The organism is Streptomyces sp. R28 (assembly GCF_041052385.1).
Taxonomy (GTDB): domain Bacteria; phylum Actinomycetota; class Actinomycetes; order Streptomycetales; family Streptomycetaceae; genus Streptomyces.
In genome coordinates this window covers 6602832-6625019 of record NZ_CP163439.1, presented here as the reverse complement: position 1 = coordinate 6625019, position 22188 = coordinate 6602832, and the positions used below count along the sequence as shown (strand labels likewise).

The following is a 22188-nucleotide window of genomic DNA, read 5'->3' as shown; positions in this document are numbered from 1 at the left end:
ACCCGCCAGTACAGACGACTCGCCAACGGACTGTAGCGGCGGCCGTGCGCCCGTTGGACGGCTCCGCCCTGGGACCTTGCTCACAGGGCCGTTCACTTCTGTGTCCAACCATGCCGCGTAGTTCGCAACCGGTCACCCGCGGGGAACATCTCAAGTGACATCAGGGTGGTCGGCCCGGCGGGGGCGGCCGCGGTGAGACGCAGGGGGCCGGGTTGCGTACCAAGGGCATGGGGAGATCGACCGCGGTACTCGCTGCGGGCGCCGCGCTGACCGTGAGTTGCGGCTGTACGGTGCAGGCCTCGGGCGAGGAGCAGCGCTCGCCGGTGCGTATCGAGCTCCCGAGCGGCACGCCGTCTGCGAAGTCCGCCCCGCCCGACGACAAGCCGAGCGCCGAGCCCACGCCGGCTGCGCCCGCCGTGCTGTGGTCGCGGGGCGACGAGGGTCGTGACGTGCGCGAGCTCCAGGCCCGCCTGCGTCAGGTCGCCTGGCTCTTCGACGGGCCGACCGGGACGTACGACGATCTGACCGAGCAGGCCGTCAGGGGTTTCCAGGGCAAGCGCGGGCTGCCGAAGACCGGGAAGACCGACGAGGTCACCTGGCAGCGGCTGCTGAAGATGACGCGCGAGCCCGGCCAGTGGGACCTGTACCTGATGGGCGGGCAGCCCGCCGACGCGCCGGACGCGCGGTGCATGACCGGGCGGGTGCTGTGCATCAGCAAGTCGAGCCGGACGCTGCGCTGGATGATCGACGGACGGCCGGTCCTGACGGTGCCGGTGCGGTTCGGGGCGCAGTACACACCCACGCGGGAAGGTGTGTTCAGCGTCTACTGGAAGTCCCGGCACCATGTGTCGACGCTCTATGACTCGCCCATGCCGTACGCGATGTTCTTCAGCGGCGGCCAAGCGGTGCACTACTCGTCCGACTTCGCGGCCAGGGGCTACGCCGGCGCCTCGCACGGCTGCGTCAACGTACGGGACGAGCGGGCGATCGCGGAGATGTTCGACCAGGTGAGGACCGGCGACAAGGTCGTCGTCCACTGGTGAGGCGCGGGGCGCGGAGGAAGTGGGGCGCGGGCGGGACCGGGGGAACGTGTCCCGCCCGCGCCAATGCACGAGCCGCAGGTACGGGGGGAACCCCGGCTCTGTGCGAGGGCCGATGACCAGTCGGCTCACTCAGATCAGCGCCGCCGCGGCCGAAAGTGTCACTCCCGACGCGAAGAAATTTCCAGGAATCACAAAACCGCAGGTCAGAGGCGTGTGACGGGAGTGACTACGACCGGCTGCCGCGTGGGCAGCAGGGTGCGGCCCGACAGGAGGCCGGCCACGGTGGACGGGGTTTCCGCGACAGCGACCGTGTGGCTGCCGCCCAGGCCACGGCCGCCGCGCGAGCCGACCGAGCCGACCGCGGCGTGGCCTCTGCCCTTGCCCCGGTCCCGGTCTCGGTGGTCGTCGTCGCCCTTGTCTTTGTCCTTGGTCCTGCTCTTGTCCGCTTCCCGGCCGTCGTCACCCTTGCCGTCGTCCCCCGGCAAGCCGGCGCTCTCGCCGACGCCCGTCAGGACGCTCTTGCAGTACTTGAGCACGGTGGCGGACCCGCCGGCCGCGCTCTGAAGGGTGCGGCGGCGGTCGACGGACAGCTGCTTGCCGTCGCGCAGGTCGCGGCAGGACGAGGTGACGGCGCGCCACCAGCCGCCGGAGCGTTCCTCACGGCCCGGGGCGGCGGTTTCGTGGTCCTTGTCCGGGCCACCGGGTGCCGTGTCCTGGGTGCTCCCGGAGCCCGTGGGGGTCGGAGAGCCGCCGTCGGGGGTGGGCACGCCCTGCGCACCGTTCTCCGGCGAGGGCGAGATGAGCGGGTGCTGCGACACCGGTGCCGAGACCGAGGCGGCCGGGCGGCCCCGCTCGTCGCGGTCGAACGGCGGCGGCAGGACTCCGGTTCCGGCCGCGACGGCGACCCCGCCGACCATGCCGACGGCCAACGCGGCGGCGAGACCGAGCCGTACGGGGCGGGCCCGGCGGGGGCGACGGGCGGCGCGGACGGGGGCGCCGAGGCGGACGAGCCCGGCGACGGAACCCTGGGAGGCGTGGGAGGCGGAGCCGTGGCCGACCGTCCCGGGAGCGTCGGCCCGGTCCGCGCGCGCCGCACGGAAAGCCGCCAACGCGGCGGCCTCTCCGGGGAGTTCCGCGCTGCTCAGCGGGGGTTCGACGGTCAGGGACTCAAGCGTCTTGGCAAGCTGTTCGGCCTGGTCACGGTCGGCCGCGTCGACGGCTTCGAGTGACTCTCCGCGCAGCAATCGCTCCGCAGTTTCGCGGTCCAGCCACCTGTACTGCTCGTCGGCCATCACACATCCTTCTGCGTCCGCGTGACGCTTTGCGTCACACTCGCAGACGTCACCGCACGGTCGCGGGTTCCTCGCTGGGGAGGCAGGGCGTCGAGGACCCCAGCCGATTCCGGATCGTCGCCGAGCAGCTCGGCGAGCCGCTTCAGGCCCCGGTGCGCGGCGGTCCGTACGGCACCCGGACGCTTGCCGAGCGTCTCCGCGGCCGTCTTGGCGTCGAGCCCCACGACCACGCGCAGGACGACGGCCTCCGCCTGGTCCTGCGGCAGGCGCGCGATGAGGGAGAGGGTGCCGTCGGTGGCCAGGGCTTCCATGGCCTCGCCCGCGGTGTCGGACTCGGCGGCCTTCCCGTTCAGCTCCGTCTCGTCGCCTCCGATGGCGGGGCGGCGGCCGCGCATACGTATGTGGTCCAGCGCGCGGTTGCGGGCTATCCGGGCGGCCCAGCCGCGGAAGCGGTCCGCGTCCCCGCTGAATCGCTCCAGGTCACGCGCTATCTGCAGCCATGCCTCCGACGCGACGTCCTCGGCGTCGGGGTCGCCGACCAGCGTCCGTACGTACCCGAGCAGCCGCGGGTGCACGGAGCGGTACACAGTCCGGAACGCGGTCTCGTCCCCGTCCTGTGCCGCAAGCACCGCGGCCGTCAGCTCCGCGTCGTCCCCCAGCACTAGGTACCTCAATTGATGGTTGCGGTTTCAAGACCGCAGGTCGTTGCGGTGGTGATACACCCTCCGCGTCCGGCGCGAAAGGCACGTTACGGCCTGAAAGAGCCGCTCGTCCATGTCCGTACAGCATGCAACTACCCAGGACAACGCAATGTCCCCGCCGAGGTGTGACAGAAAACGCAGTCGTGGCGCTGTAGAGAGTACGGGCCGCCGCGCGGCCCGTGCCGCGCGACGGCCGGGGCCTCTCCTGTGGGGGGTGGCGGCCCCGGCCGTTGCCTCGGCCGAGGACATCAGTCCGACGTCGGTCCGACGTCAGTCCTGCTTGCCGGCCTTCTCGGACTTCTCGGCAGCCTGGCCGGACGCGTTCTCACCGCTCGGCCCCTGCCCGGTCGGGCCCTGGACGCTCTGCCTCTTGTCACCCGGGCCCTGGCCGTTACTGGCGGCAGCGCCCCCGTCGGCCTTCCGGGTCGGCTCGTTCTTCGCCGCCGCCAGTTGCTCGGCGCAGTACGCGGCCACCTCGTCCTTGCCGCCCGCTGCCGTGACGAGCAGCTGCCAGGCCGTCGAGTCCAAGGCCTTCTCGTGGTCCTCGACCTGCTCGTAGGCGCGGCACTTCGCCTCGGTGTCCTGGGCGGTGGCCGGATGGCCGGGCCTGCCGGAGGCGGCGTCGGACGCGGCGGAGGACGGCTCGGCGGCCGGCAGACCGGGAGCGCTGCTCGACGGGTCGGGCCCGCCCTTGTCGCCGGCGGGGGCGTCCGAGGAACCGGCCGAACCGATCGCGGCGAACGCGGCACCGCCCAGCGCGAGGCTCGCGATGAACAGGGAGAGCGTGGTCTTCAGCGAGCGTGCGAAGCGCCGTTGCTCACGGGGCCGCCAGTCGTCCCGGCGCCGGGTGCGCGCCCGGTGCGCCCCGGCGACCCGGGCCGCCCGGAACGCGGCCACGGCACGCTGCTCGCCCTCGGCATCCACGCGGTGCCCGCGCAGTACGGCGGCGGAGAGCAGCGCCTCCAACGCGGCGTCGTCGAGCAGCACGGTCGGACCGGACGCGTGGCCCGGCCGGTGACCTGCCGAGTCGCCCGACGCCTTGCCGTCAGGGTGCACACGCCGACGGCCGGTGGACCCACCGCCGCTCTGCCGTTCACCCATGTCCGTTTCCCGTTCCTGTCCGACCTGATGTGTATGCGGCCTACGTGATGCACGTGCCGTACGCGATCTACGTGACCTCTATGACAGCGGTGACTCACAAGCTCGTAGAGCCTGTACGTCCCCCGCGCCCCGTGCGACTCACCGCGCACACCGCTTCGCCTCGACGAGGCGCCGATGTCGTGCCCTGGCCGTCGCCGTCACGCTCACTGTTCATTTCGATTCCCCCAGCGTCCGGGGGCCGTCATCCGTCACACCTTCGATGCCCAGCTGCTTGGCCAGGCGCTTGAGCCCCCGGTACGCGGCCGTGCGGACCGCGCCCGGGCGTTTGTCGAGGACGCGTGCCGCGGCGGGGGCGTCGAGGCCGACGACCACCCGCAGCAGCACCGCCTCGGCCTGGTCCCGCGGCAGCCCGCGGACCAGCTCCAGGGCGCGCTCCGTGGAGATCGACTCCAGCGCCTGGTCGTACGTGCTGTACACACCGGGCAGGTCCAGTACGTCCTTTTCCAGCGCCGACGAGCGGGGCCGTACCTTCAGCCTGCGCAGATGGTCCAGCGCCCGGTGCCGGGCGATGGTCGCGCTCCAGCCGCGGAACCCGGCCCCGTCGCCCTTGAACCGGCCGAGGTCCCGGGCGATCTCCAGCCAGGCGTCGGACGCCACGTCCTCGGCGTCGTCCCCGACCAGGCCACGCAGGTACCCGAGCAGTCCTGGCTGCACCAGCCGGTACGCGACCGCGAAGGCGGCCTCGTCACCTTCCTGAGCCCGCGCGACGGCCGCGCCCAATTCCCCGTCGTACGCGTGCACGCGGCGGGGTTCCCCTCCTTGGCGCAAGAACTGTCCTCGTCCGTACCGGTTCGCGGCGAATCCGCACCCCTCGGTACGGCCACCCTTGCCCACGTCCCTTCACGGTCAACAGCGCCCGGCTCCACAGAAGTGTCACAGGGCGCCCGGGATACAACCCTTGCGGCTCATCGGGAGTCAGAGACGCCGTGGGGGAGGCAAGGGCTTCGCACAGCCCTGCCACAGGAATGGCATACGATGCGCGCGCCCCTCATAAAGATCACATAAGAGGATGTACACGCCATGTCGGTCCTTAGACCTCGCCGTTCCCTTCGCGGCATATCCGCCGCCGTTGCCCTGCTCGCCCTCGGTGCGGCGGGGTGTTCGGATGTATCGGACGCCGTCGACAGCGCCAAGGACGGCGCGAAGAAGGTGGCCCGCCAGCGGTCGGTTTTCTCGCTGGAGATCGGGGACTGCTACAACCCCAACACCAAGGGCGAGGGCGAGGAGGTCCTCGTCGAGATCGTGCCCTGCGCCGAGGGCCACACGGGGCAGGTCGTCGCCGATTTCAAGATCGACGACAAGGCCTCGTACCCCGGCGACGACGCGATCTCGGCGATCGCCGACGAGCGTTGCCCGGTCGAGGCGGGGAAGTTCGCCCCGGACACCTGGGCGCTCCCCAAGGGCGTCGCCATCTTCTACTACACCCCGACCAAGGAGAGCTGGGCGACCGGCGACCGCGCCGTGACCTGCACGTACAACAAGGAGTCGGGCACGTTCACCGGCTCGTTGGACGCCGACGCGAAGTCCTTCAAGCCCGAGCAGAGCACGTTTCTGAAGGGTTCGAACGCCGTCTACGACGCCCTGTGGGCGAACCAGTCCGACAAGGACGTCGAGGAGGACCTGGCCGCCTACAAGGCGCAGGCCAAGGCCGTCTCATCCGCCCTGGACGCGCACCTCGAGGGCCTGAAGGGCATCGAGGGCGCGGAGGTCGGCAAGCTCCGCGAGCAGCTGAAGAAGGCGGCCGGGCACTGGAAGGCGGCCGCGAACGCCGCCGACGCCGACGCCTTCTACATCGCCTACGACCCGGCCTTCACCGGCATCGACCCGAGCAAGACGGTCGCCGCCCGTAAGGAACTGGGCCTGGCCACCACCGTCCCGGCCGACGAAGCCGAGGTCTGGGCGGCCTGACGCCGGTCGGACCAGCGGGGCCGCGTCCATCGAGGATCCGGCCCCGCCCCCTCATGGGCCCCGCGAGCCGACGGCAGTGGGGCGACGGTCGGGCTCCGCGTCGGGTGCGCCATGTCAGCGAGTGACAGTTTCTGCACCTTGTGCGCTGTTCGTTGATGCCACCTGTGTGACAGGTGATGCGACCGTGACCATTTCCTAGGGGTGGGACAGTTGAGTCCTCGCAGGACCCATGCGTACAAACCGCTCAGTCTGAAGAGACGTGCGTGGCTGACGGTGGGAGCCGTCGTGCTGAGCGGTGCCGGCGTCGTGACGTACGCGATCGCGGATCCGTCCACGCCGGCCGACGCCAAGCGGGACAGCCGCGAGCCGTCGATCCACACGCTCAAGCTCAAGGACCGCGGCTCGGGCCGCCGGGGCCTGGCCAAGCGGGGCACCGACCGCTTCAGCGCGGTCGTGCTGACCTGGAACGACCCCGACGCGAAGGCCAAGGGCACGCCCGAGGTGCGCACCCGGGACATCGAGAGCGGCGCGTGGTCGGCCTGGCAGAAGGTCACGCTCGAGCCCAGCCAGGCGGACGGCGCCGAGGGCGCGCGGGCCGACCTTCGCGGCGGTACGGAGTCGGTGTGGACCGGTGACTCCGACGGCGTCGAGGTGCGCCTCGTGAACGCGGACGGCACCGAGGCGAGCGGCCAGCCGACCGGCATGGACGTCAAGCTGATCGACCCCGGCACGGACCCGAAGGACGCGTTGCAGCCGGCCGCCTTCGCGGCGGAGGAGACCACGGCACCGGCGACCGAGACCCCGGTGCCGACGGACCCGGCCACCCCCACCGAGACGGTCGCGCCGACCGACTCGGCCACGCCCACCGGCACCCCGGAGCCCACGGGCACCCCGACGCCCACAGGCTCCCCGACGGTCACCGAGACGCCCACCGATTCCGCGTCCCCGACCGCCTCCCCCTCCCCGACCTCCACCGTCCCCGCGCCCCGGCCCTCGACGGTCGTCAAGCCGCCGGTCATCACGCAGGCCGAGTGGGGCGCGTCGACGGACTACGACGGCACGCCGGAGTACGGCACCGAGATCAAGGCCGCCGTCGTCCACCACACCGGCGAGGACAGCGACAACACCCTGTCCTGCGGCGAGTCCCGGGCCCGGATGCGCTCCATCCAGCAGGCGCACTTCGCCCGCGGCTACTTCGACGTCGGCTACAACTTCGTCGTCGACAAGTGCGGCCAGATCTTCGAGGGCCGCAGCGGCGGCATGGACCTGCCGGTGCGCGGCGCGCACGACGTCGGCTTCAACACCAACACGGTCGGCATCTCGTACATAGGCAACTTCGAGACGGCCAAGCCGAGTCGCGCCGCGATGGACGCGATCTCCCGGATCGTGGCCTGGAAGTTCGGGATGTACGGCATCGACCCGACCGGCAAGGTGACCCTCACCTCGGGCGCGGAACAGGGCGTCGACGGCAACAAGGTCCCGATGGGCCAGTCGATCACCCTGCCGCGGGTCTTCGGCCACCGGGACACCAACGCCACGGCCTGCCCCGGCGCGAACCTCTACTCCAAGCTGACCCGGATCGCCCAGGTCGCCAAGACCCCGGGCATCTCGCACGCCCTGGCCACCTCGGACTTCGACCGGGACGGCATCACCGACCTGGTCACGGGCACGCCCCGCGCGCTGAGCAACGGCGGCACCCTCACCGTCGTCCCGGGCGGCATCGACGGCCCGGTCACCGCCTCGAAGCGGACGCTCACCCAGAACAGCACCGGCGTCCCCGGCTCCCACGAGTCCGGCGACAACTTCGGCGCCGCCACCGCATGGGGCGACGTCAACGGCGACGGCTACGCGGACCTCGCGATCGGCGCGCCCGGCGAGGACGACACCAGCGGCCACGCGGACCGGGGCTCGGTCACGGTGCTGTACGGCCCGGGTCTCGACACCGGCTTCACCTACACCACCTCGGGCAGTGTCACGGCGACCGGCGCCAAGCTCGGCTCCACGGTGGCGGTCGGCGACTTCAACGGCGACGGCAAGGCGGACGTGTTCGCGGCCGGCACCGGCAAGGGCGGCAACTGGAACGCGCGGCTGACCGGCGGCGCCACGGCGACCGGCACCCTCACCTCCGCCACGGGCGCCGTCGCCTACCTGGACGCGGCGACCGGCGACTTCAACCGGGACGGCTACGGGGACGTCGCCCTCAACTACCGCGACACCGGCGGCATCGGCCGCGTGGTCCGCTTCGCGGGCTCGGCGACCGGCCTCACCAAGGTCGGCGTGATCTCCGTCAAGGGCGGCCGCTCCATCGCCGCGGGCGACGTCAACGGCAACGGCTACGACGACATCGTCATCGGCCAGCCGGTGGCGTCCGAGTCGGGCGGCAAGTCCGGCGGCCAGATCACCATGGTCCCCGGCACGTCCGCCGGCTTCACCACCACCGGCATGACGACGATCCACCAGGACACGACCGACGTCCCCGGCGGCAACGAGTCCGGCGACAACTTCGGCGCCTCGGTCTCGGTCGGCGACTACGACGCCGACGGCTACGCGGACGCCCTCGCCGGCGCCCCCGGCGAGGACTTCCCCCGCAGCGGTGTGAACCAGTCCGACGCGGGCGACGCGATCCTGGTCAAGGGCACGGCCTCCGGCCTGACCGGCACCGGCTCGCTGGCGATCTCGCAGGACACCTCCGGCGTCCCCGGCGCGGCGGAGACCGGCGACCTGTTCGGCTCCTCCGGCTCGCTGACGGACCTGTCGGGCTACGGCACCGCGGACCTGACGTTCGGCGCGGAGGGCGAGGACGGCACGGACGGCATCGTGCTGTACCTCCCGAGCAACAGCACGAGCCTCGGCTACAGCCAGGCGGTCATCTACAGCAAGACCACCCTGGGCACCCCGACGGACGCCCACCTGGGCCAGACGCTGACGCCGTAACCCGTCGAGCGCCTCGCAACCCGTCGAGGACCACCTGACCCGGCCGGGACCCCGCCCATTCACGGGGTCCCGGCCGAGTCATGTCACGGGGGCACGGCCGGTCATGTCACGCGGTGGCGGCCGCTCACGGCCCGGTTCACGGCCGGGGCGTGCCCATGCCGTCGCCTACCGCCGCGACTCCCCACGCGTCGCGTCCCGGCACAGCAACCGCAGCGACCCGTCACCCGCGAAACACCGCCGCGCCTCGTCGATCGGGTCCCACAGCCGTCCGTCGGGCGTGCGGATCCAGAAGTCGCCGCCCGACGCCCACCACTCGGCGCCGGTCTGACGGGCGATCACCTCACCGGCGTACGCACCGAGACCGCGCAGCACGTTCTCCACGGCGGCGTACGGCGTCCGTTCACCGCGCAGCCCCTCGATCATCCGGTCGACCCGCCACAGGCTCTGCGCCGAGTAGTCGAGCCGCAGCCGCGCCCCCTCGCGCATCGTCGCCACCGCGTCCGCCGCCCACCGCACCGGCTTCGAAGCGGCTGGGGGCCTGGTTTCCTGCTGAGTCGTCACATTCTTGAGAGCGTGCCCGAACAGCGTTTCGTCACCCGGATCCGAGGACTGCCCGGGACCGGTGCAGGACCGCCGCACCTCCACCCCAGCACAGGCACAGGACTCCCCCAGGAACCGGGTTTACGCGTCAACCCGGGTTGACGCGTGAGTGACGCTTCGCCGCTCCTGTGCGCTCCAGTCACTGATGAGCATGTACTTCCATCTCCGCGCGGTGCCGCCCCCGGCGCTGCGCAACAGCGCGACCTGGTTCCAGCGCCTCTTCGAGGACGACTGGGACACCGTGCGGGAGCGGATCGGCCGGCATCGCGAGGAGGTGCTCGACAGGCTCTACGGCGAGGTCGAGCTCCTCTACTGCGGCATCCCCCCGAACCACGCACCGGAAGGCCCCCGCACCCATGTGGTCCTCGGCGGCCGACCGGTGTTCCACACCCACTCGGCACTGCCCCCGTTCCTGGTGCTCACCGCGTCCCAGGTGACCGAGGTCGCCGACTACCTCAGGGCGGCCGACTTCGACGACCTGTGGCGGCACGCGCGCGTGCAGCTGCTGCGGCCGTACGGCGCACCGGACGCGGAACCCGAGATGCGCGGCCTGTTCGCGGCGACCCACCGCGACCTGACCGCCTTCTACGCGCGGACGGCCGACTACGGCGACGCGGTGGTGAAGTGGCTGATGAGCTGACGGCCCGGGAGGGACCGGGCGGTCACGGGTGCGCCTGGCGTCAGGCCCTCCCGCGAGCCCGCCGCGACACCACCGCCCGCAGCACGCGCCGCCCTTCCGTCGACACCTCCAGCGCCCGGCGCAGTCCGCCCGCCCCGTGCTGGGCGAGGAGTTCCAGGACGCTCACCTGGCGGCGCAGTTCGGCGGCAACGAGCGGCGACATGCCCTGCGCACGCCCCTCGACGACGGCCCCACCTGCCCGAACGGAGTTGAGTGCCTGAGGCAGGGCGTCGGCCGAGGTCGCGTCGTCCTCCGCGGGGTCGAGCAGCCGGTGTATCTGCAGCGAGGCGACCGAGCAGGCGTCGGCCCATATGCGTGCCTCGGGGGCGGACCGTACGGCAGGAGCGGCGGCCAGCATCCGCCGGGCGAGCAGCGCGGCCTCGTCCTCGACGTCCTCGTCGTCCACGACCTCCGCGACGCCCAGCTTGGCGCGCACCTGGTCCAGCAGTTCGCCCCACGCGGCCGGATCCCCGCCGGCCGCGAGGTTCGCCCACAGCGGCCGCAGCACCTCGTCGTCACCGCCCAGCAGGGGCACACACCGATCCAAACAAGCCAACCCACCGGCGGCCAGTCCGCGTTCGTCGGCCTGAGCGATCAGTTCCACCAGGCTCATCCACGCCTCCCTAAGCGGGTCAGTCATGAGGGTCGGGGTCCCCGCACAGGCCCCTGGAAGGCTCCTTCCTTAACGGAGCCCACACTTCCCCTTACTGCGTGCAACGGCCCGTGAGTGTCACAGCGGCACGACGCCGAGCCGGTCGAGCAGCCGGAAGAAGAGGTTTTCGGCCATGGGGTCCGCTTCAGCGGTGAGTACGTCGATCAACGGCTCGGCGTTCACCTCGTGCCCGGCCTCGGCGGCCCAGGCGACGGCCCGCTCGGCGGCGTCAGGGGGTTCGAGGAAGTAGTCCTCGACCGTGAGCCCGTCCTCACCGAGGTACCCGGCCATCGCGCCCCGTGCCAGACAGGTCGTCCACGCCCCGCTCTCGGGCGCCGCGGCCTCCACGACCACGCAGTCGCTGTCCATGACGTACCCGAAGAGCGCGGGCGCCCCGGTCTCGCGGGCCAGGGCGTTCATGCTCCCGACCTCGCCCTCCCCGCTCGGGTACTCCCACACCTGCCAGCCGCCCGGCGCCCGATCGCGCAGGGTCATGCCCTCGGCGCCCGCCAGCGCCTCCAGGTCCGCCAGCGGCCGCTCACCGCGGCCCACGACGAAGTACCCCCAGTAGCCCATCCCGGTTCCCCCTGGCTGCTCGGTTCGGCTCGGGCCGAATACACCACAGTCGTACGCGGGTTCGCAGCCGTATGGGCCAAATCCTCAGCTCAGCCGGTCGGCGAGCGCCCTGAACTCCGTCCAGGACAGCTCCGGCTTCCCCGCGTCCCACAGCTTCTGCACCGTGGCCCGCAACGGCATCCGGATCCCGGCCGCGACCTGCGCCTGAGTCTGCGCGTTCGACAGGTCGCACCACACCGCGAAGGAGCCGCCCAGGATCTGGTCGTCGTAACCGGCCGGCACGGCCGCCGTCCCCCGCACGACCCGCGGCGTCCACTGCTCGTAGATCCGCTGCCCCGTGGGATAGACGAAGGTCTGCGGCTGCCCGAGCACGTAGTACAGGAACTCGTCGTTGTAGTTGATCAGCTCGCGCCCGGCCTTCAGATACTCCACCGGCACCCGCGCCCCGATCTCCTTGCCGGTCCAGTACGCGACCTGGATCTCCTTGTCCGGCTGGACGGACGTGTCGCGGAAGAACCCGTCGTTCCAGGCGCGGGGAACCCGGTCGTGGGCCCGGACCGTGTCGGCGCGGTCGTTGAGCCACCCGGTGGTCAGGTCGGCGACGGTCCCGCCGGAGCCGTAGGCCTCCCGCGCGGCGGCGGCGAGCTTCGGATAGCTCAGCTCCGGGTCGGACACGGTCAGCGCCTGGTATTCGTCCCCGCCGAGATGCCACTGGTTGCCGGGAAAGAGACCGGCGTACTCGTTGAGCAGATCGTCGACGATGGCGGCGGAGTCGGGGTCGGAGATGTCGATCGCCCCGCGCGTGGCGACTCCCGACGCGTTGCGCAGCTGCAGCTCCGGGTGCGCGGCGATGACCGCCCCGAGGTGCCCGGGCGAGTCGATCTCGGGCACGACGGTGATGTGCCGGTCGGCCGCCAGCTTGACGATCTTCCTGACCTGCACCTTGGTCAGATGCTGCTGGGACACGATCTCGCGATGCGAATCGGACTCGATCCGAAACCCCTGGTCGTCGGAGAAGTGCAGCCCCAGCTGGTTGAACTTCAGGTCCCCCAGCTCCCGCACCCGATCCTCGATCCAGTCGGCGCTGAAGTGCTTGCGGGCGATGTCGAGCATGAACCCGCGCACGGGCTTGGCCGGCTCGTCCCGCACGACCCCCTCCGGCGCTGTGCCCCCGCCGTGCACCTCCTGCTTGAGTGTCCGCGTCCCGTAGAAGACCCCCGCCTCAGCCGGCCCGCTGATGGTCACCCGCCCGCCGCGCACGGTCATGGTGTACGACTCCGGGTCGGCGCCTTCGTCGCCGTTCAGGGCCAGCCGCAGGTCCCCGGCCCGCACGTCGTCCTTCTCGCCGGCGTACGTCAGCCCCAGCTCACCGGCGACGAGCCGCCCCTCGTCGGCGAGCTCCGCGTCGCTCACGACGACCCGCTCCCCGCGCGCCGGACGCCAGCCGGGCCCGCGGGCGGCGGTGTGGGAGGTCACGGCCGGGATGGTGCGGGGGGCCTTCGAGAGCGGGTACGACCGGGTGGGCTTCGGAGTCGGGCTCGCCTTCTTCCTCGGCGCGGAGGACGAAGCGGCCTCGGACGTGCCCGCGGCCGACCGCCCCTGCTGCGACCCGGTAGGCCCTCCGTCGTCGCCGGTGGCCAGCAGCCCGAGACTCACCCCGGCCGCGACCGTCACGACGACCACCGCGACGATCAGCACCCACGTCTGCTTCAGCGCCCTCTTCGCCGGTGCCCGGCGCCTGTGCTTGTGCTGGCTCACGGCGCCAACCTAGGCCCTGGGGCCGCCCTCAGACGTCCACCACACGTTCCGAAACTCTCCCGTTCGGCTGAAATTCGGGCATCCGTCGGACACCTGACGTCCACACTCGGTAACGTGGCGCCACTACTGCCCCAGAATCCCCTGCCGAAACCCACGTGACGCCCACACACCTTCCTGGCCCAGTCGCCATACCGTCGCTGCCCGAGCAGACCCGCACTCCACCGTCCCCCACAGCGCTGGAGTCCTTCAACTCTGCCCCCGCCGACGAAATCCTGCGAACCCTGCGGACCTGCCTCCACAGCCCCCGCTGGGCCGCCCGCATCGCCGACCACCGCCCGTACCCCGACGTCGACTCCTTGTTGGCGGCTTCGGACGAGGCGGCGTACGACTTGGCTCCGCGGGATCTGGCGGAGGCGCTGGCAGGAGAAACGTTGCCAGTACTGCCGGAGGGTGTGTACGGGGCCGCGCATACGGCACTCGATGCCGCTCATGCCGCATATGAGGCCAGGTTCGGCCATGTATTCGTCATCTGCCTCGACGACCTGTCACCGAATGAGGCGCTGGACCACGTACTGGCGGGCATCCGGTCACGTCTGACGAACGATCCGGAGGAAGAGCGGGTCCTCGCGGCAGAGGAACTCCGGCGCCTCGCGAAGGGGCGATTGGTGGCACACCTGAGGGGCGCGCGGCCGTAATCGATTTACGGCTACTTCCGCGGGCGGATGCGGTCCCCGCGGCGCCGCATCCGGAAAACAACCACACGCCTCCCCCCATTGGCCGCAAATCACCCATCCGCGTGCCAGTTTGATCACACCGATGGGCCCGGCGTAAGCGCCGCAGTCAACGGTGGCTACGATGCTGGGGGCCGGTGGACCGTACCCGGCCGGGCCCGACCGACAGCACAAGCCGGCGCGGCCCCAATCCCCGCTCCCGGAGGAACTTCCGTGCCGGCTGGAACGCTGTACCGCGGCCGGGAAGGAATGTGGTCCTGGGTGGCTCATCGAGTCACCGGCGTCCTCATTTTCTTCTTCCTGTTCGTTCACGTGCTGGACACTGCTCTCGTGCGTGTCTCTCCCGAGGACTACGACAAGGTCGTAGCCACGTACAAGACGCCGATCGTCGCGCTGCTGGAGTACGGCCTCGTCGCCGCCATCCTCTTCCACGCGCTCAACGGTCTGCGCGTCATCGCCGTCGACTTCTGGTCGAAGGGCCCGCGCTACCAGAAGCAGATGCTCTGGTCCGTCGTCGGCCTGTGGGTCGTGCTGATGCTCGGGGCGATCTACCCCGTGCTCGGCCACGCCGCTCGTGAACTGTTCGGGAGCTGACGCGCAAGCATGTCAAACAACACCGTCACCACTGACAAGACCGGTATCGGCCCAGTCGAGGGCGAGTCCCTCTACAACGTCGACAACCCGGCCCCCTTCATCGAGGCCCCGCGCAAGCGCACCAAGAAGACCCCGAAGTCCACGCGGGGCAACTTCGAGATGGCCGCCTGGCTCTTCATGCGCCTGTCCGGCGTCGTGCTGGTCGTCCTGGTCCTCGGCCACCTGCTGATCCAGCTCGTGCTGGACGGCGGCGTGTCGAAGATCGGTTTCGCCTTCGTGGCGGGCCGCTGGGCGAGCCCCTTCTGGCAGGTCTGGGACCTGCTGATGCTCTGGCTCGCGATGCTGCACGGCGCCAACGGCCTGCGCACGGTCATCAACGACTACGCGGAGCGCGCGAACACCCGGCTGTGGCTCAAGGGCCTGCTCTACACCGCCACGGTGTTCACCATCCTGCTGGGCACGCTGGTGATCTTCACCTTCGACCCGAACATCCGCTAGGCACGGGGCTGAGGTAATCCACCCATGAAGATCCACAAGTACGACACCGTCATCGTCGGCGCCGGTGGCGCGGGCATGCGCGCGGCCATCGAGTCCACGAAGCGCAGCCGCACCGCGGTCCTGACGAAGCTCTACCCGACCCGCTCCCACACGGGCGCCGCGCAGGGCGGTATGGCCGCCGCGCTGGCCAACGTGGAGGAGGACAACTGGGAGTGGCACACCTTCGACACGGTCAAGGGCGGTGACTACCTGGTCGACCAGGACGCCGCCGAGATCCTGGCGAAGGAGGCCATCGACTCGGTCCTCGACCTGGAGAAGATGGGCCTGCCGTTCAACCGCACCCCGAACGGCACGATCGACCAGCGCCGCTTCGGCGGTCACAGCCGTAACCACGGCGAGGCGCCGGTGCGCCGGTCCTGCTACGCGGCGGACCGCACCGGCCACATGATCCTCCAGACGCTGTACCAGAACTGCGTCAAGGAGGGCGTGGAGTTCTACAACGAGTTCTACGTCCTGGACCAGCTGATCACCGAGGTCGACGGCGTCAAGAAGTCGGCCGGTGTCGTCGCCTACGAACTGGCGACCGGCGAGATCCACATCTTCCAGGCGAAGGCCGTGATCTACGCGTCCGGCGGCTGCGGCAAGTTCTTCAAGGTGACGTCGAACGCGCACACGCTGACCGGTGACGGCCAGGCGGCGGTCTACCGTCGCGGGCTGCCGCTGGAGGACATGGAGTTCTTCCAGTTCCACCCGACCGGCATCTGGCGCATGGGCATCCTGCTGACGGAGGGCGCCCGTGGTGAGGGCGGCATCCTCCGCAACAAGGACGGCGAGCGCTTCATGGAGAAGTACGCGCCGGTCATGAAGGACCTCGCGTCCCGTGACGTCGTCTCGCGCTCCATCTACACGGAGATCCGTGAGGGCCGCGGCTGCGGTCCCGAGGGCGACCACGTCTACCTCGACCTCACGCACCTCCCGCCGGAGCAGCTGGACGCCAAGCTGCCCGACATCACCGAGTTCGCGCGGACCTACCTCGGTATCGAGCCGTACACGGACCCGATCCCGATCCAGCCCACCGCGCACTACGCGATGGGCGGCATCCCGACGAACGTCGAGGGTGAGGTCCTGGCGGACAACACGACGGTGGTCCCGGGCCTGTACGCGGCCGGCGAGGTCGCCTGCGTGTCGGTGCACGGCGCCAACCGCCTCGGCACGAACTCGCTGCTGGACATCAACGTGTTCGGCAAGCGGGCCGGCATCGCCGCGGCGGAGTACAGCCAGAAGGCGGACTTCGTCGAGCTGCCGGAGAACCCGGCGGAGCTCGTGGTCGAGCAGGTGGAGCAGCTGCGCACCTCCACCGGCACCGAGCGGGTGGCGACGCTCCGCAAGGAGCTGCAGGAGACCATGGACGCCAACGTCATGGTGTTCCGCACGGAGCAGACGATCAAGACGGCGGTCGAGAAGATCGCGGAGCTGCGCGAGCGCTACCGGAACGTCTCGATCCAGGACAAGGGCAAGCGGTTCAACACCGACCTGCTGGAGGCCATCGAGCTGGGCAACCTGCTCGACCTCGCCGAGGTCATGGCGGTCTCGGCCCTGGCCCGCAAGGAGTCCCGCGGCGGTCACTACCGCGAGGACTACCCCAACCGCGACGACGTCAACTTCATGCGCCACACCATGGCGTACCGCGAGGTGGGCGACGACGGCGCCGAGTCGATCCGTCTCGACTACAAGCCGGTCGTCCAGACCCGCTACCAGCCGATGGAGCGTAAGTACTGATGGCTACCCCCGTTATGGACAAGGTGGAGGCAGAGTCCGCCGCGTCCCCCTACATCACGGTCACCTTCCGGGTCCGCCGCTTCAACCCGGAGGTCTCGGCCGAGGCGACCTGGGAAGACTTCCAGCTGGAGATCGACCCGAAGGAGCGCGTCCTCGACGGTCTGCACAAGATCAAGTGGGACGTCGACGGCACGCTGACCTTCCGCCGCTCCTGCGCCCACGGCATCTGCGGCTCGGACGCGATGAGGATCAACGGCAAGAACCGTCTTGCCTGCAAGACCCTCATCAAGGACATCAACCCCGAGAAGCCGATCACGGTCGAGCCCATCAAGGGCCTCACGGTCCTGAAGGACCTCGTGGTCGACATGGAGCCGTTCTTCCAGGCGTACCGCGACGTCATGCCCTTCCTCATCACGAAGGACACGAACGAGCCGACGCGCGAGCGTTTCCAGACGGCCGAGGACCGCGAGCGCTTCGACGACACGACGAAGTGCATCCTCTGCGCCGCCTGCACCTCCTCGTGCCCGGTGTTCTGGAACGACGGCCAGTACTTCGGCCCGGCCGCCATCGTCAACGCGCACCGCTTCATCTTCGACTCGCGCGACGAGGCCGGTGAGCAGCGCTTGGAGATCCTGAACGACAAGGACGGCGTCTGGCGCTGCCGCACGACCTTCAACTGCACGGACGCCTGCCCGCGTGGCATCGAGGTCACGAAGGCGATCGCCGAGGTGAAGAAGGCGCTGATCACGCGCCGCTTCTGAGGCCGTATGCGGTGTGAGGGCCCCGTTTCCTGGTGGGTACCAGGAAACGGGGCCCTCCGTCATTCCGTGGGACTTCTTCATCCGGACCGGAATTGATTGGTCCCTGGAACCGGGTTCCTGATCAACTCCCCGGCCCCGCACACTCAGATCTGCCTGAACCGACAGGACAGAAGTGAGCGGGGCCATGTCCCGTTCGCTGCGCAATGGAAACAGAATGGGAAAGGTGCACCACCGATGAAACTCACACCGCCCCGGAACGGGCGCAAGCTCGTCACCGCGCTGACCGCGGCTCTCACCCTGGGAACATGCGGTGTCATGGTGAGCGCCGGGCAGGCGTCCGCCGCTACCGCGCTGAGTCCGTACGCCCTACGGAGCTCGCTGCCCGGCGGGACTGTCGCTGTCGGGATCAAGGTCAACGGTCAGGCGGGAGGGTGCCACGGCCTGCCGCAGGGCGGCGGAACCGTCGTCCCCCTGACCGATTTCTCTGTCCGCGGTGGCGACCACGTGGTGGTCACCGCCTACGGCAACCAGAGCTGCACGCTCGGCTCGAGCATCGCCTCACAGACGTACGACCTGCAGAGCAATCTGACGCCTCCGGGCGACAGCAATTCGATCGAGTTCGCCGTGACCTCGAACTTCTGGCAGTTCGCGCGCCGTTAGGGCCCGTTCTGAGTCGAGTCGTGCAGGCACGGCCGTCCCCGACGGCCGTGCCTCATCACGTCCACCTCACACGATCAAGACACCGCAAGCGCCGTCGTCAGCCAACTCCCGGCCAACTCCCCTGTGAACACTGTGCCTTGCGTGCACTCAGTCGCACACTCTCCCCATGGCACTTCTGAGGAAAGCCGCAGCCGCGCTCTCTGCCGCAGCGGCCGTACTGCTCTCGACTTCCCCCACCGCCTCCGCGGCCCCCACCCCCTACCCAACGCTGGCCCGGGAGACCTTCGACCGCCTCCCCCTCGGCCCCGTCGCCAAGGGACGTGGCTGGACGACCGACACCTCCAGCGGCACCCTGACCGTCACCCCCAGCACCACCGGCCCCGGCCGCGAACTCCGCGTCCACACCGAGGGCAACGGCCGGGCCTTCCTGGTCTTCCCCGACCTCGCCCCGCCGGGCAACAGCTACTGGGCCCGCCTCCGCCTCCGCGTCGACGCCTTCCCCACCGCCCCCGACTGGGCGCACTGGACGATCGCCGAGGCGTCCGGCTCGGACTCCCCCACCCTGGTCCGGCCCCTGGGCGGCCAGTACGCCCCCACCGACAAGGGCAACTTCTGGGGCGTCGGCTCCGACCTGGGGCCCACGGGCGACTGGACGTCCTGGAAGACCTCGGCTCCGGCGACGGCCGGCACGTGGCAGTGCGTGGAGTTCCATCTGGACGCCGCCGACAACCGTGTCACGGTCTACTTCGACGGCGTCGAGCAGCCCGATCTGACGGTCTCCACGGACCACCACGGGGGTACCTCGGATCCCTTCACCTTCCCCACCTTCGACAAGCTGAGGCTGGGCTGGCAGCTCTACCAGGCCGAGCCGACACCGTCGTCGTACGACATCCGGATGGACGACATCGCGGTGAGCACGCGGAGGGTGGCCGGCTGCTGAGGCCGACGCCGGAGCCGACCGTCCGGCCTGTTCAGGGCGACAATCACCGGCTCCGGCGGATCATCCCCTTATTCTGACGGCATGTCAGATGACGAGTCGTACGAACTGCTCGGGTTCGACAACGTGCTGCTGCCGGTCGGCGACCTCGGTGAGGCCGTCCGGTTCTACGAGCGGGCCGGGTTCACGGTCGGGTTCCGGCTCGACGAGGCCGGGATCGCACTGCTGAAGGTCGGCGGCGAGACGCCCGGCATCCTGCTGCGGCAGGAGGAGGAGCTGAGGCACCGGACGCCGCCGTGGCCCTCCCCGCGCGTGTGGCTGGAGGTGCCGGACGCGCGGGCGGCGGCGCGGTCGTTGGGCGACGCGGGCATCGCGCCGCTCGACGCGCCGTTCTCGGTGGCCACCGGGTGGACCGTCGAGATGGCCGACCCCTGGGGAAACGTCATCGGGTTCACGGACTACTCCAAGCGGCCGGAACTCGCCCGCAGGCTGTGACGGGGCCAGGCCCTGGCGACACTCCTGGCGGGGCTCCCGACGGAGGACCGGCGGAGGACCGGCGGAGGCCGGACAGCGGCCCGGCGGAGGCGTGACGCAGGCCTCACGCAACTGAGTTGAACATGTTCAAAGCCAGGTCTAGAGTCTTCCTCGTCAGCATTTTGAACATGTTCAGAAGGGGGAGGCAATGGACCGCACGGTCATCGCCTACGTCATCTACCTGGTCGTCAGCATCGCGCTGACCATCTGGGTGGCCCGCACTCTCAGCCGCAATGGACGGATCTTCCTCGCCGACGTGCTGCGCGGGAACGAGAAGCTCGCCGACGCCGTGAACCACCTGCTCGTGGTCGGCTTCTACCTCGTCAACCTCGGCTTCGTCGCGCTGTACCTGAGCGACGACGGAACCGTCCTCGACACCCGCGGCATCTTCGAAACCCTGTCGACCAAGCTCGGCGTGGTGCTGCTGGTGCTCGGCGTGATGCACCTGGGCAACGTCTACGTGCTCAACAAGATCCGGCGGCGCGGGGTGATGGAGCAGGAGCAGGTCCCGCCGGTCACCCCGCAGGACTGGGTCGCTCCGCCGGCCGGGGCGTGAACGACGTGGCCGGCGTGACGGACGACGCCGTCGCGGTCGGCGGGCCCCGCGCCTCGCGCCCCGGGCCCGCCGCCCCGGTCCACCGACTGACCGTCCTCTACGACGCGCAGTGCTCCCTGTGCACCTTCCTGCGCGACTGGCTCGTACGGCAGTCGCAGTTGGTGCCGCTGGAGCTGGTGCCGGCCGGGTCGGACGAGGCCCGGCGGCGCTATCCAGGCCTCGACCACGGTGCCACCCTTGAGGAGATCACCGTCGTCGGCGACTTCGGGCAGGTCTACCGGGGCACCGCCGCCTGGATCGTCACCCTGTGGGCCCTGCGTGAGCACCGTCCGCTCGCGCATCGCCTCAACACCCCTTCGGGCGCACGCCTCGCCAAGGGGGCCGTCCTCGCCGCCGCCAAGTGGCGCGGGGCGCAGTGGAGCGGGGCGCGGCAGGGCGGGGAGCGAGGGGGCGGACGCGTCTATCGGCGCGTGGACGGATGGTCGTACGACCCGCATCAGGGCTGGACGTACAACCCGCCGGGTTGCGAGAGCGGCGCCTGCGCGACGGGGTGAGGCCGGGGCGGAGAAGGTCCCGGTGCCGAGAAGGCCTCGGTGTCGAGAGGGCACCGAGGCCAAGTGGTCCCCCAAATCCTCCCGAACGGCTCGATTTTCGGACCCTGTTTTGGCATGCGCCCTTCCAAAACGGTGCTCGGGTTGGCACGCTGCCCCCGGTTCTCCACTCCGCACTCGCACCGACTGTCTGTCTGTCCGCCGGACGGCCCACCCGGTCGCCCGGTCCCCCATCGCAGAAGGAGTACGCGTGAGAGGCATACCCGGCGTCACCCGCATACCCCGCCCCCTCCTCGGCGCCCTGGTCGGCGTCACCGCGCTGCTCAGCGCCGGCTCCCTGGCCACCCCCGCGGGCGCCGCGCCGAGGTCCGACACCTCCACCGCCGTCAGCGCGGTCTCGGCCGGCGCGCAACAGCAGGCCCGTGACTTCTGGACGACGCAGCGGATGCGCGAGGCGACCCCGCTCGATCTGGTGAGTGTCAACGGCCACTTCGACGGCGGCTTGGCGCCCGGCAAGGGCCCGGCGGCCACCGTCGCGCCGAGCACTCCGGCCGCGGCGGCCGGCAAGGCCGTCTCCGGCATCGGCCTGCTGGCCTTCCCGAACACCGGCGGCCAGTGGAGCGGCGGCGGCGCTGTCGTCTCCACTGCGGGCCGGGTGTTCTTCAGCTACCAGGGCCGTACGGCGTCCTGTTCCGGCAACGCCGTCACCAGCGCCAACAAGAGCACCGTGATCACGGCGGGCCACTGCGTGAAGCTGGAGGGCGCCTGGCACACCAACTGGGTCTTCGTGCCCGGCTACCACGACGGGCAGGCCCCCTACGGCCGGTGGACCGCGTCCAAGACCCTGTCCACCCCGCAGTGGACGGCGAGTGAGGACATCAACTACGACGTCGGCGCCGCCGTCGTCGCCCCGCTGGACGGCAAGCTGCTCACGGACGTCGTCGGCGGGCAGGGGCTGGCCTTCAACACCGGCTACAACCAGCGCATGTACTCCTTCGGCTTCCCGGCCGCCGCTCCGTACGACGGCGAGAAGTTCATCTACTGCAGCGGCACCACCAACCGGGACTTCCTGCTGTCCGACGACCACGGCATGAACTGCAACATGACCGGCGGCGCCAGCGGTGGCCCCTGGTTCACCCAGTTCAACGAGTCCACGGGCACCGGCCTGCTGTCCTCGGTGAACAGCTTCAAGTACAACTTCCTGCCGAACCGGATGTACGGCCCGTATTTCGGCGCCGACGCCCAGAACCTGTACCAGACGGCGCAGACCTCCTGACGTCCGA

Annotated in this window: 23 protein-coding genes; 15 read left to right on the top strand and 8 right to left on the bottom strand. The window is 70.4% G+C overall.

Annotated elements, in window-relative coordinates:
* Window positions 1-227 precede the first annotated feature (227 nt).
* Window positions 228-1043, top strand: coding sequence for a L,D-transpeptidase family protein (locus AB5J49_RS29815; protein ID WP_369171931.1), 816 nt, complete (start codon window positions 228-230; stop codon window positions 1041-1043).
* A 203-nt stretch (window positions 1044-1246) separates the two neighbouring features.
* On the opposite strand, the gene AB5J49_RS29810 is transcribed toward AB5J49_RS29815, so the two are convergent.
* From AB5J49_RS29810 to AB5J49_RS29795, 4 genes are all read right to left on the bottom strand, one after another.
* A complete protein-coding gene (locus AB5J49_RS29810) occupies window positions 1247-2335 on the bottom strand; it encodes a hypothetical protein (protein WP_369171930.1) in 1089 nt (362 codons plus the stop codon).
* A complete protein-coding gene (locus AB5J49_RS29805) occupies window positions 2335-2997 on the bottom strand; it encodes an RNA polymerase sigma factor (RefSeq protein ID WP_369171929.1) in 663 nt (220 codons plus the stop codon). The genes AB5J49_RS29810 and AB5J49_RS29805 overlap by 1 nt, the downstream gene beginning before the upstream one ends.
* A gap of 309 nt (window positions 2998-3306) precedes the next feature.
* Window positions 3307-4137, bottom strand: a complete 831-nt coding sequence (locus tag AB5J49_RS29800) for a hypothetical protein (RefSeq protein WP_369171928.1) — start codon at window positions 4135-4137, stop codon at window positions 3307-3309.
* A gap of 210 nt (window positions 4138-4347) precedes the next feature.
* On the bottom strand, window positions 4348-4965 hold the full coding sequence (locus AB5J49_RS29795; protein ID WP_369171927.1) for an RNA polymerase sigma factor: 618 nt from the start codon (window positions 4963-4965) through the stop codon (window positions 4348-4350).
* 252 nt (window positions 4966-5217) lie between these two features.
* Between AB5J49_RS29795 and AB5J49_RS29790 the strand changes: the two genes are divergently transcribed.
* Both AB5J49_RS29790 and AB5J49_RS29785 read left to right on the top strand, forming a co-directional pair.
* Window positions 5218-6105, top strand: coding sequence for a septum formation family protein (locus AB5J49_RS29790; protein WP_369171926.1), 888 nt, complete (start codon window positions 5218-5220; stop codon window positions 6103-6105).
* A 285-nt stretch (window positions 6106-6390) separates the two neighbouring features.
* Complete coding sequence (locus AB5J49_RS29785) at window positions 6391-9039, top strand: N-acetylmuramoyl-L-alanine amidase (protein WP_369171925.1); 2649 nt, start codon at window positions 6391-6393, stop codon at window positions 9037-9039.
* A gap of 165 nt (window positions 9040-9204) precedes the next feature.
* Here AB5J49_RS29785 and AB5J49_RS29780 read toward each other — a convergent pair whose 3' ends face one another.
* Complete coding sequence (locus AB5J49_RS29780) at window positions 9205-9600, bottom strand: hypothetical protein (RefSeq protein WP_369171924.1); 396 nt, start codon at window positions 9598-9600, stop codon at window positions 9205-9207.
* 190 nt (window positions 9601-9790) lie between these two features.
* On the opposite strand from AB5J49_RS29780, the gene AB5J49_RS29775 reads away from it, so the two are divergent.
* Window positions 9791-10279 carry a DUF1877 family protein gene (locus AB5J49_RS29775; RefSeq protein WP_369171923.1) on the top strand — a complete coding sequence of 163 codons (489 nt, stop codon included), beginning with the start codon at window positions 9791-9793 and terminating at the stop codon, window positions 10277-10279.
* Between the two features lie 40 nt (window positions 10280-10319).
* Here the strand turns inward: AB5J49_RS29775 and AB5J49_RS29770 are convergent, their stop codons facing one another.
* From AB5J49_RS29770 to AB5J49_RS29760, 3 genes are all read right to left on the bottom strand, one after another.
* Window positions 10320-10931, bottom strand: a complete 612-nt coding sequence (locus tag AB5J49_RS29770; RefSeq protein WP_369171922.1) for a hypothetical protein — start codon at window positions 10929-10931, stop codon at window positions 10320-10322.
* Between the two features lie 117 nt (window positions 10932-11048).
* A complete protein-coding gene (locus AB5J49_RS29765; RefSeq protein WP_369171921.1) occupies window positions 11049-11546 on the bottom strand; it encodes a hypothetical protein in 498 nt (165 codons plus the stop codon).
* Between the two features lie 84 nt (window positions 11547-11630).
* Window positions 11631-13244: a glycoside hydrolase family 20 protein gene (locus AB5J49_RS29760; RefSeq protein ID WP_369175307.1), complete on the bottom strand. Its 1614-nt coding sequence runs from the start codon at window positions 13242-13244 to the stop codon at window positions 11631-11633.
* A gap of 215 nt (window positions 13245-13459) precedes the next feature.
* Between AB5J49_RS29760 and AB5J49_RS29755 the strand changes: the two genes are divergently transcribed.
* The 11 genes from AB5J49_RS29755 (at window position 13460) to AB5J49_RS29705 (ending at window position 22181) form a co-directional block, all read left to right on the top strand.
* A complete protein-coding gene (locus AB5J49_RS29755) occupies window positions 13460-13999 on the top strand; it encodes a 2-oxo-4-hydroxy-4-carboxy-5-ureidoimidazoline decarboxylase (protein WP_369171920.1) in 540 nt (179 codons plus the stop codon).
* Window positions 14000-14248: 249 nt separating this feature from the next.
* Window positions 14249-14629 (top strand): succinate dehydrogenase, cytochrome b556 subunit, encoded by a 381-nt coding sequence (gene sdhC, locus AB5J49_RS29750; protein WP_079052045.1) that lies wholly within the window; start codon window positions 14249-14251, stop codon window positions 14627-14629.
* Window positions 14630-14638: 9 nt separating this feature from the next.
* Window positions 14639-15127, top strand: a complete 489-nt coding sequence (locus tag AB5J49_RS29745; RefSeq protein ID WP_369171919.1) for a succinate dehydrogenase hydrophobic membrane anchor subunit — start codon at window positions 14639-14641, stop codon at window positions 15125-15127.
* Between the two features lie 24 nt (window positions 15128-15151).
* The gene (sdhA, locus tag AB5J49_RS29740; protein WP_369171918.1) at window positions 15152-16906 is read left to right on the top strand and encodes a succinate dehydrogenase flavoprotein subunit; all 1755 of its coding nucleotides are present in this window, start codon (window positions 15152-15154) and stop codon (window positions 16904-16906) included.
* A complete protein-coding gene (locus tag AB5J49_RS29735; RefSeq protein WP_274242637.1) occupies window positions 16906-17667 on the top strand; it encodes a succinate dehydrogenase iron-sulfur subunit in 762 nt (253 codons plus the stop codon). The genes sdhA and AB5J49_RS29735 overlap by 1 nt, the downstream gene beginning before the upstream one ends.
* A 234-nt stretch (window positions 17668-17901) precedes the next feature.
* The gene (locus AB5J49_RS29730) at window positions 17902-18327 is read left to right on the top strand and encodes a hypothetical protein (RefSeq protein ID WP_369171916.1); all 426 of its coding nucleotides are present in this window, start codon (window positions 17902-17904) and stop codon (window positions 18325-18327) included.
* A gap of 166 nt (window positions 18328-18493) precedes the next feature.
* Entirely contained in the window at window positions 18494-19267 is a 774-nt protein-coding gene (locus tag AB5J49_RS29725) for a hypothetical protein (protein WP_369171914.1), read from the top strand.
* A gap of 81 nt (window positions 19268-19348) precedes the next feature.
* A complete protein-coding gene (locus tag AB5J49_RS29720; RefSeq protein ID WP_369171913.1) occupies window positions 19349-19759 on the top strand; it encodes a VOC family protein in 411 nt (136 codons plus the stop codon).
* 187 nt (window positions 19760-19946) lie between these two features.
* Complete coding sequence (locus AB5J49_RS29715) at window positions 19947-20354, top strand: hypothetical protein (RefSeq protein ID WP_369171912.1); 408 nt, start codon at window positions 19947-19949, stop codon at window positions 20352-20354.
* 14 nt (window positions 20355-20368) lie between these two features.
* Window positions 20369-20908: a thiol-disulfide oxidoreductase DCC family protein gene (locus AB5J49_RS29710; RefSeq protein ID WP_369171910.1), complete on the top strand. Its 540-nt coding sequence runs from the start codon at window positions 20369-20371 to the stop codon at window positions 20906-20908.
* Between the two features lie 256 nt (window positions 20909-21164).
* The gene (locus tag AB5J49_RS29705; protein ID WP_369175306.1) at window positions 21165-22181 is read left to right on the top strand and encodes a serine protease; all 1017 of its coding nucleotides are present in this window, start codon (window positions 21165-21167) and stop codon (window positions 22179-22181) included.
* Window positions 22182-22188 lie beyond the last annotated feature (7 nt).

Excerpts from the sequence above, each read along its gene's own strand:
- AB5J49_RS29790 (WP_369171926.1), top strand. The coding sequence starts at position 5,218 with ATGTCGGTCCTTAGACCTCGCCGTTCCCTTCGCGGCATATCCGCCGCC.
- AB5J49_RS29810 (WP_369171930.1), bottom strand. The coding sequence starts at position 2,335 with ATGGCCGACGAGCAGTACAGGTGGCTGGACCGCGAAACTGCGGAGCGA.
- AB5J49_RS29715 (WP_369171912.1), top strand. The coding sequence starts at position 19,947 with ATGGACCGCACGGTCATCGCCTACGTCATCTACCTGGTCGTCAGCATC.
- AB5J49_RS29765 (WP_369171921.1), bottom strand. The coding sequence starts at position 11,546 with ATGGGCTACTGGGGGTACTTCGTCGTGGGCCGCGGTGAGCGGCCGCTG.
- AB5J49_RS29735 (WP_274242637.1), top strand. The coding sequence starts at position 16,906 with ATGGCTACCCCCGTTATGGACAAGGTGGAGGCAGAGTCCGCCGCGTCC.
- AB5J49_RS29720 (WP_369171913.1), top strand. The coding sequence starts at position 19,349 with ATGTCAGATGACGAGTCGTACGAACTGCTCGGGTTCGACAACGTGCTG.
- AB5J49_RS29730 (WP_369171916.1), top strand. The coding sequence starts at position 17,902 with ATGAAACTCACACCGCCCCGGAACGGGCGCAAGCTCGTCACCGCGCTG.
- AB5J49_RS29775 (WP_369171923.1), top strand. The coding sequence starts at position 9,791 with ATGTACTTCCATCTCCGCGCGGTGCCGCCCCCGGCGCTGCGCAACAGC.
- AB5J49_RS29745 (WP_369171919.1), top strand. The coding sequence starts at position 14,639 with ATGTCAAACAACACCGTCACCACTGACAAGACCGGTATCGGCCCAGTC.
- AB5J49_RS29815 (WP_369171931.1), top strand. The coding sequence starts at position 228 with ATGGGGAGATCGACCGCGGTACTCGCTGCGGGCGCCGCGCTGACCGTG.
- sdhA (WP_369171918.1), top strand. The coding sequence starts at position 15,152 with ATGAAGATCCACAAGTACGACACCGTCATCGTCGGCGCCGGTGGCGCG.
- AB5J49_RS29725 (WP_369171914.1), top strand. The coding sequence starts at position 18,494 with ATGGCACTTCTGAGGAAAGCCGCAGCCGCGCTCTCTGCCGCAGCGGCC.
- AB5J49_RS29800 (WP_369171928.1), bottom strand. The coding sequence starts at position 4,137 with ATGGGTGAACGGCAGAGCGGCGGTGGGTCCACCGGCCGTCGGCGTGTG.
- AB5J49_RS29770 (WP_369171922.1), bottom strand. The coding sequence starts at position 10,931 with ATGAGCCTGGTGGAACTGATCGCTCAGGCCGACGAACGCGGACTGGCC.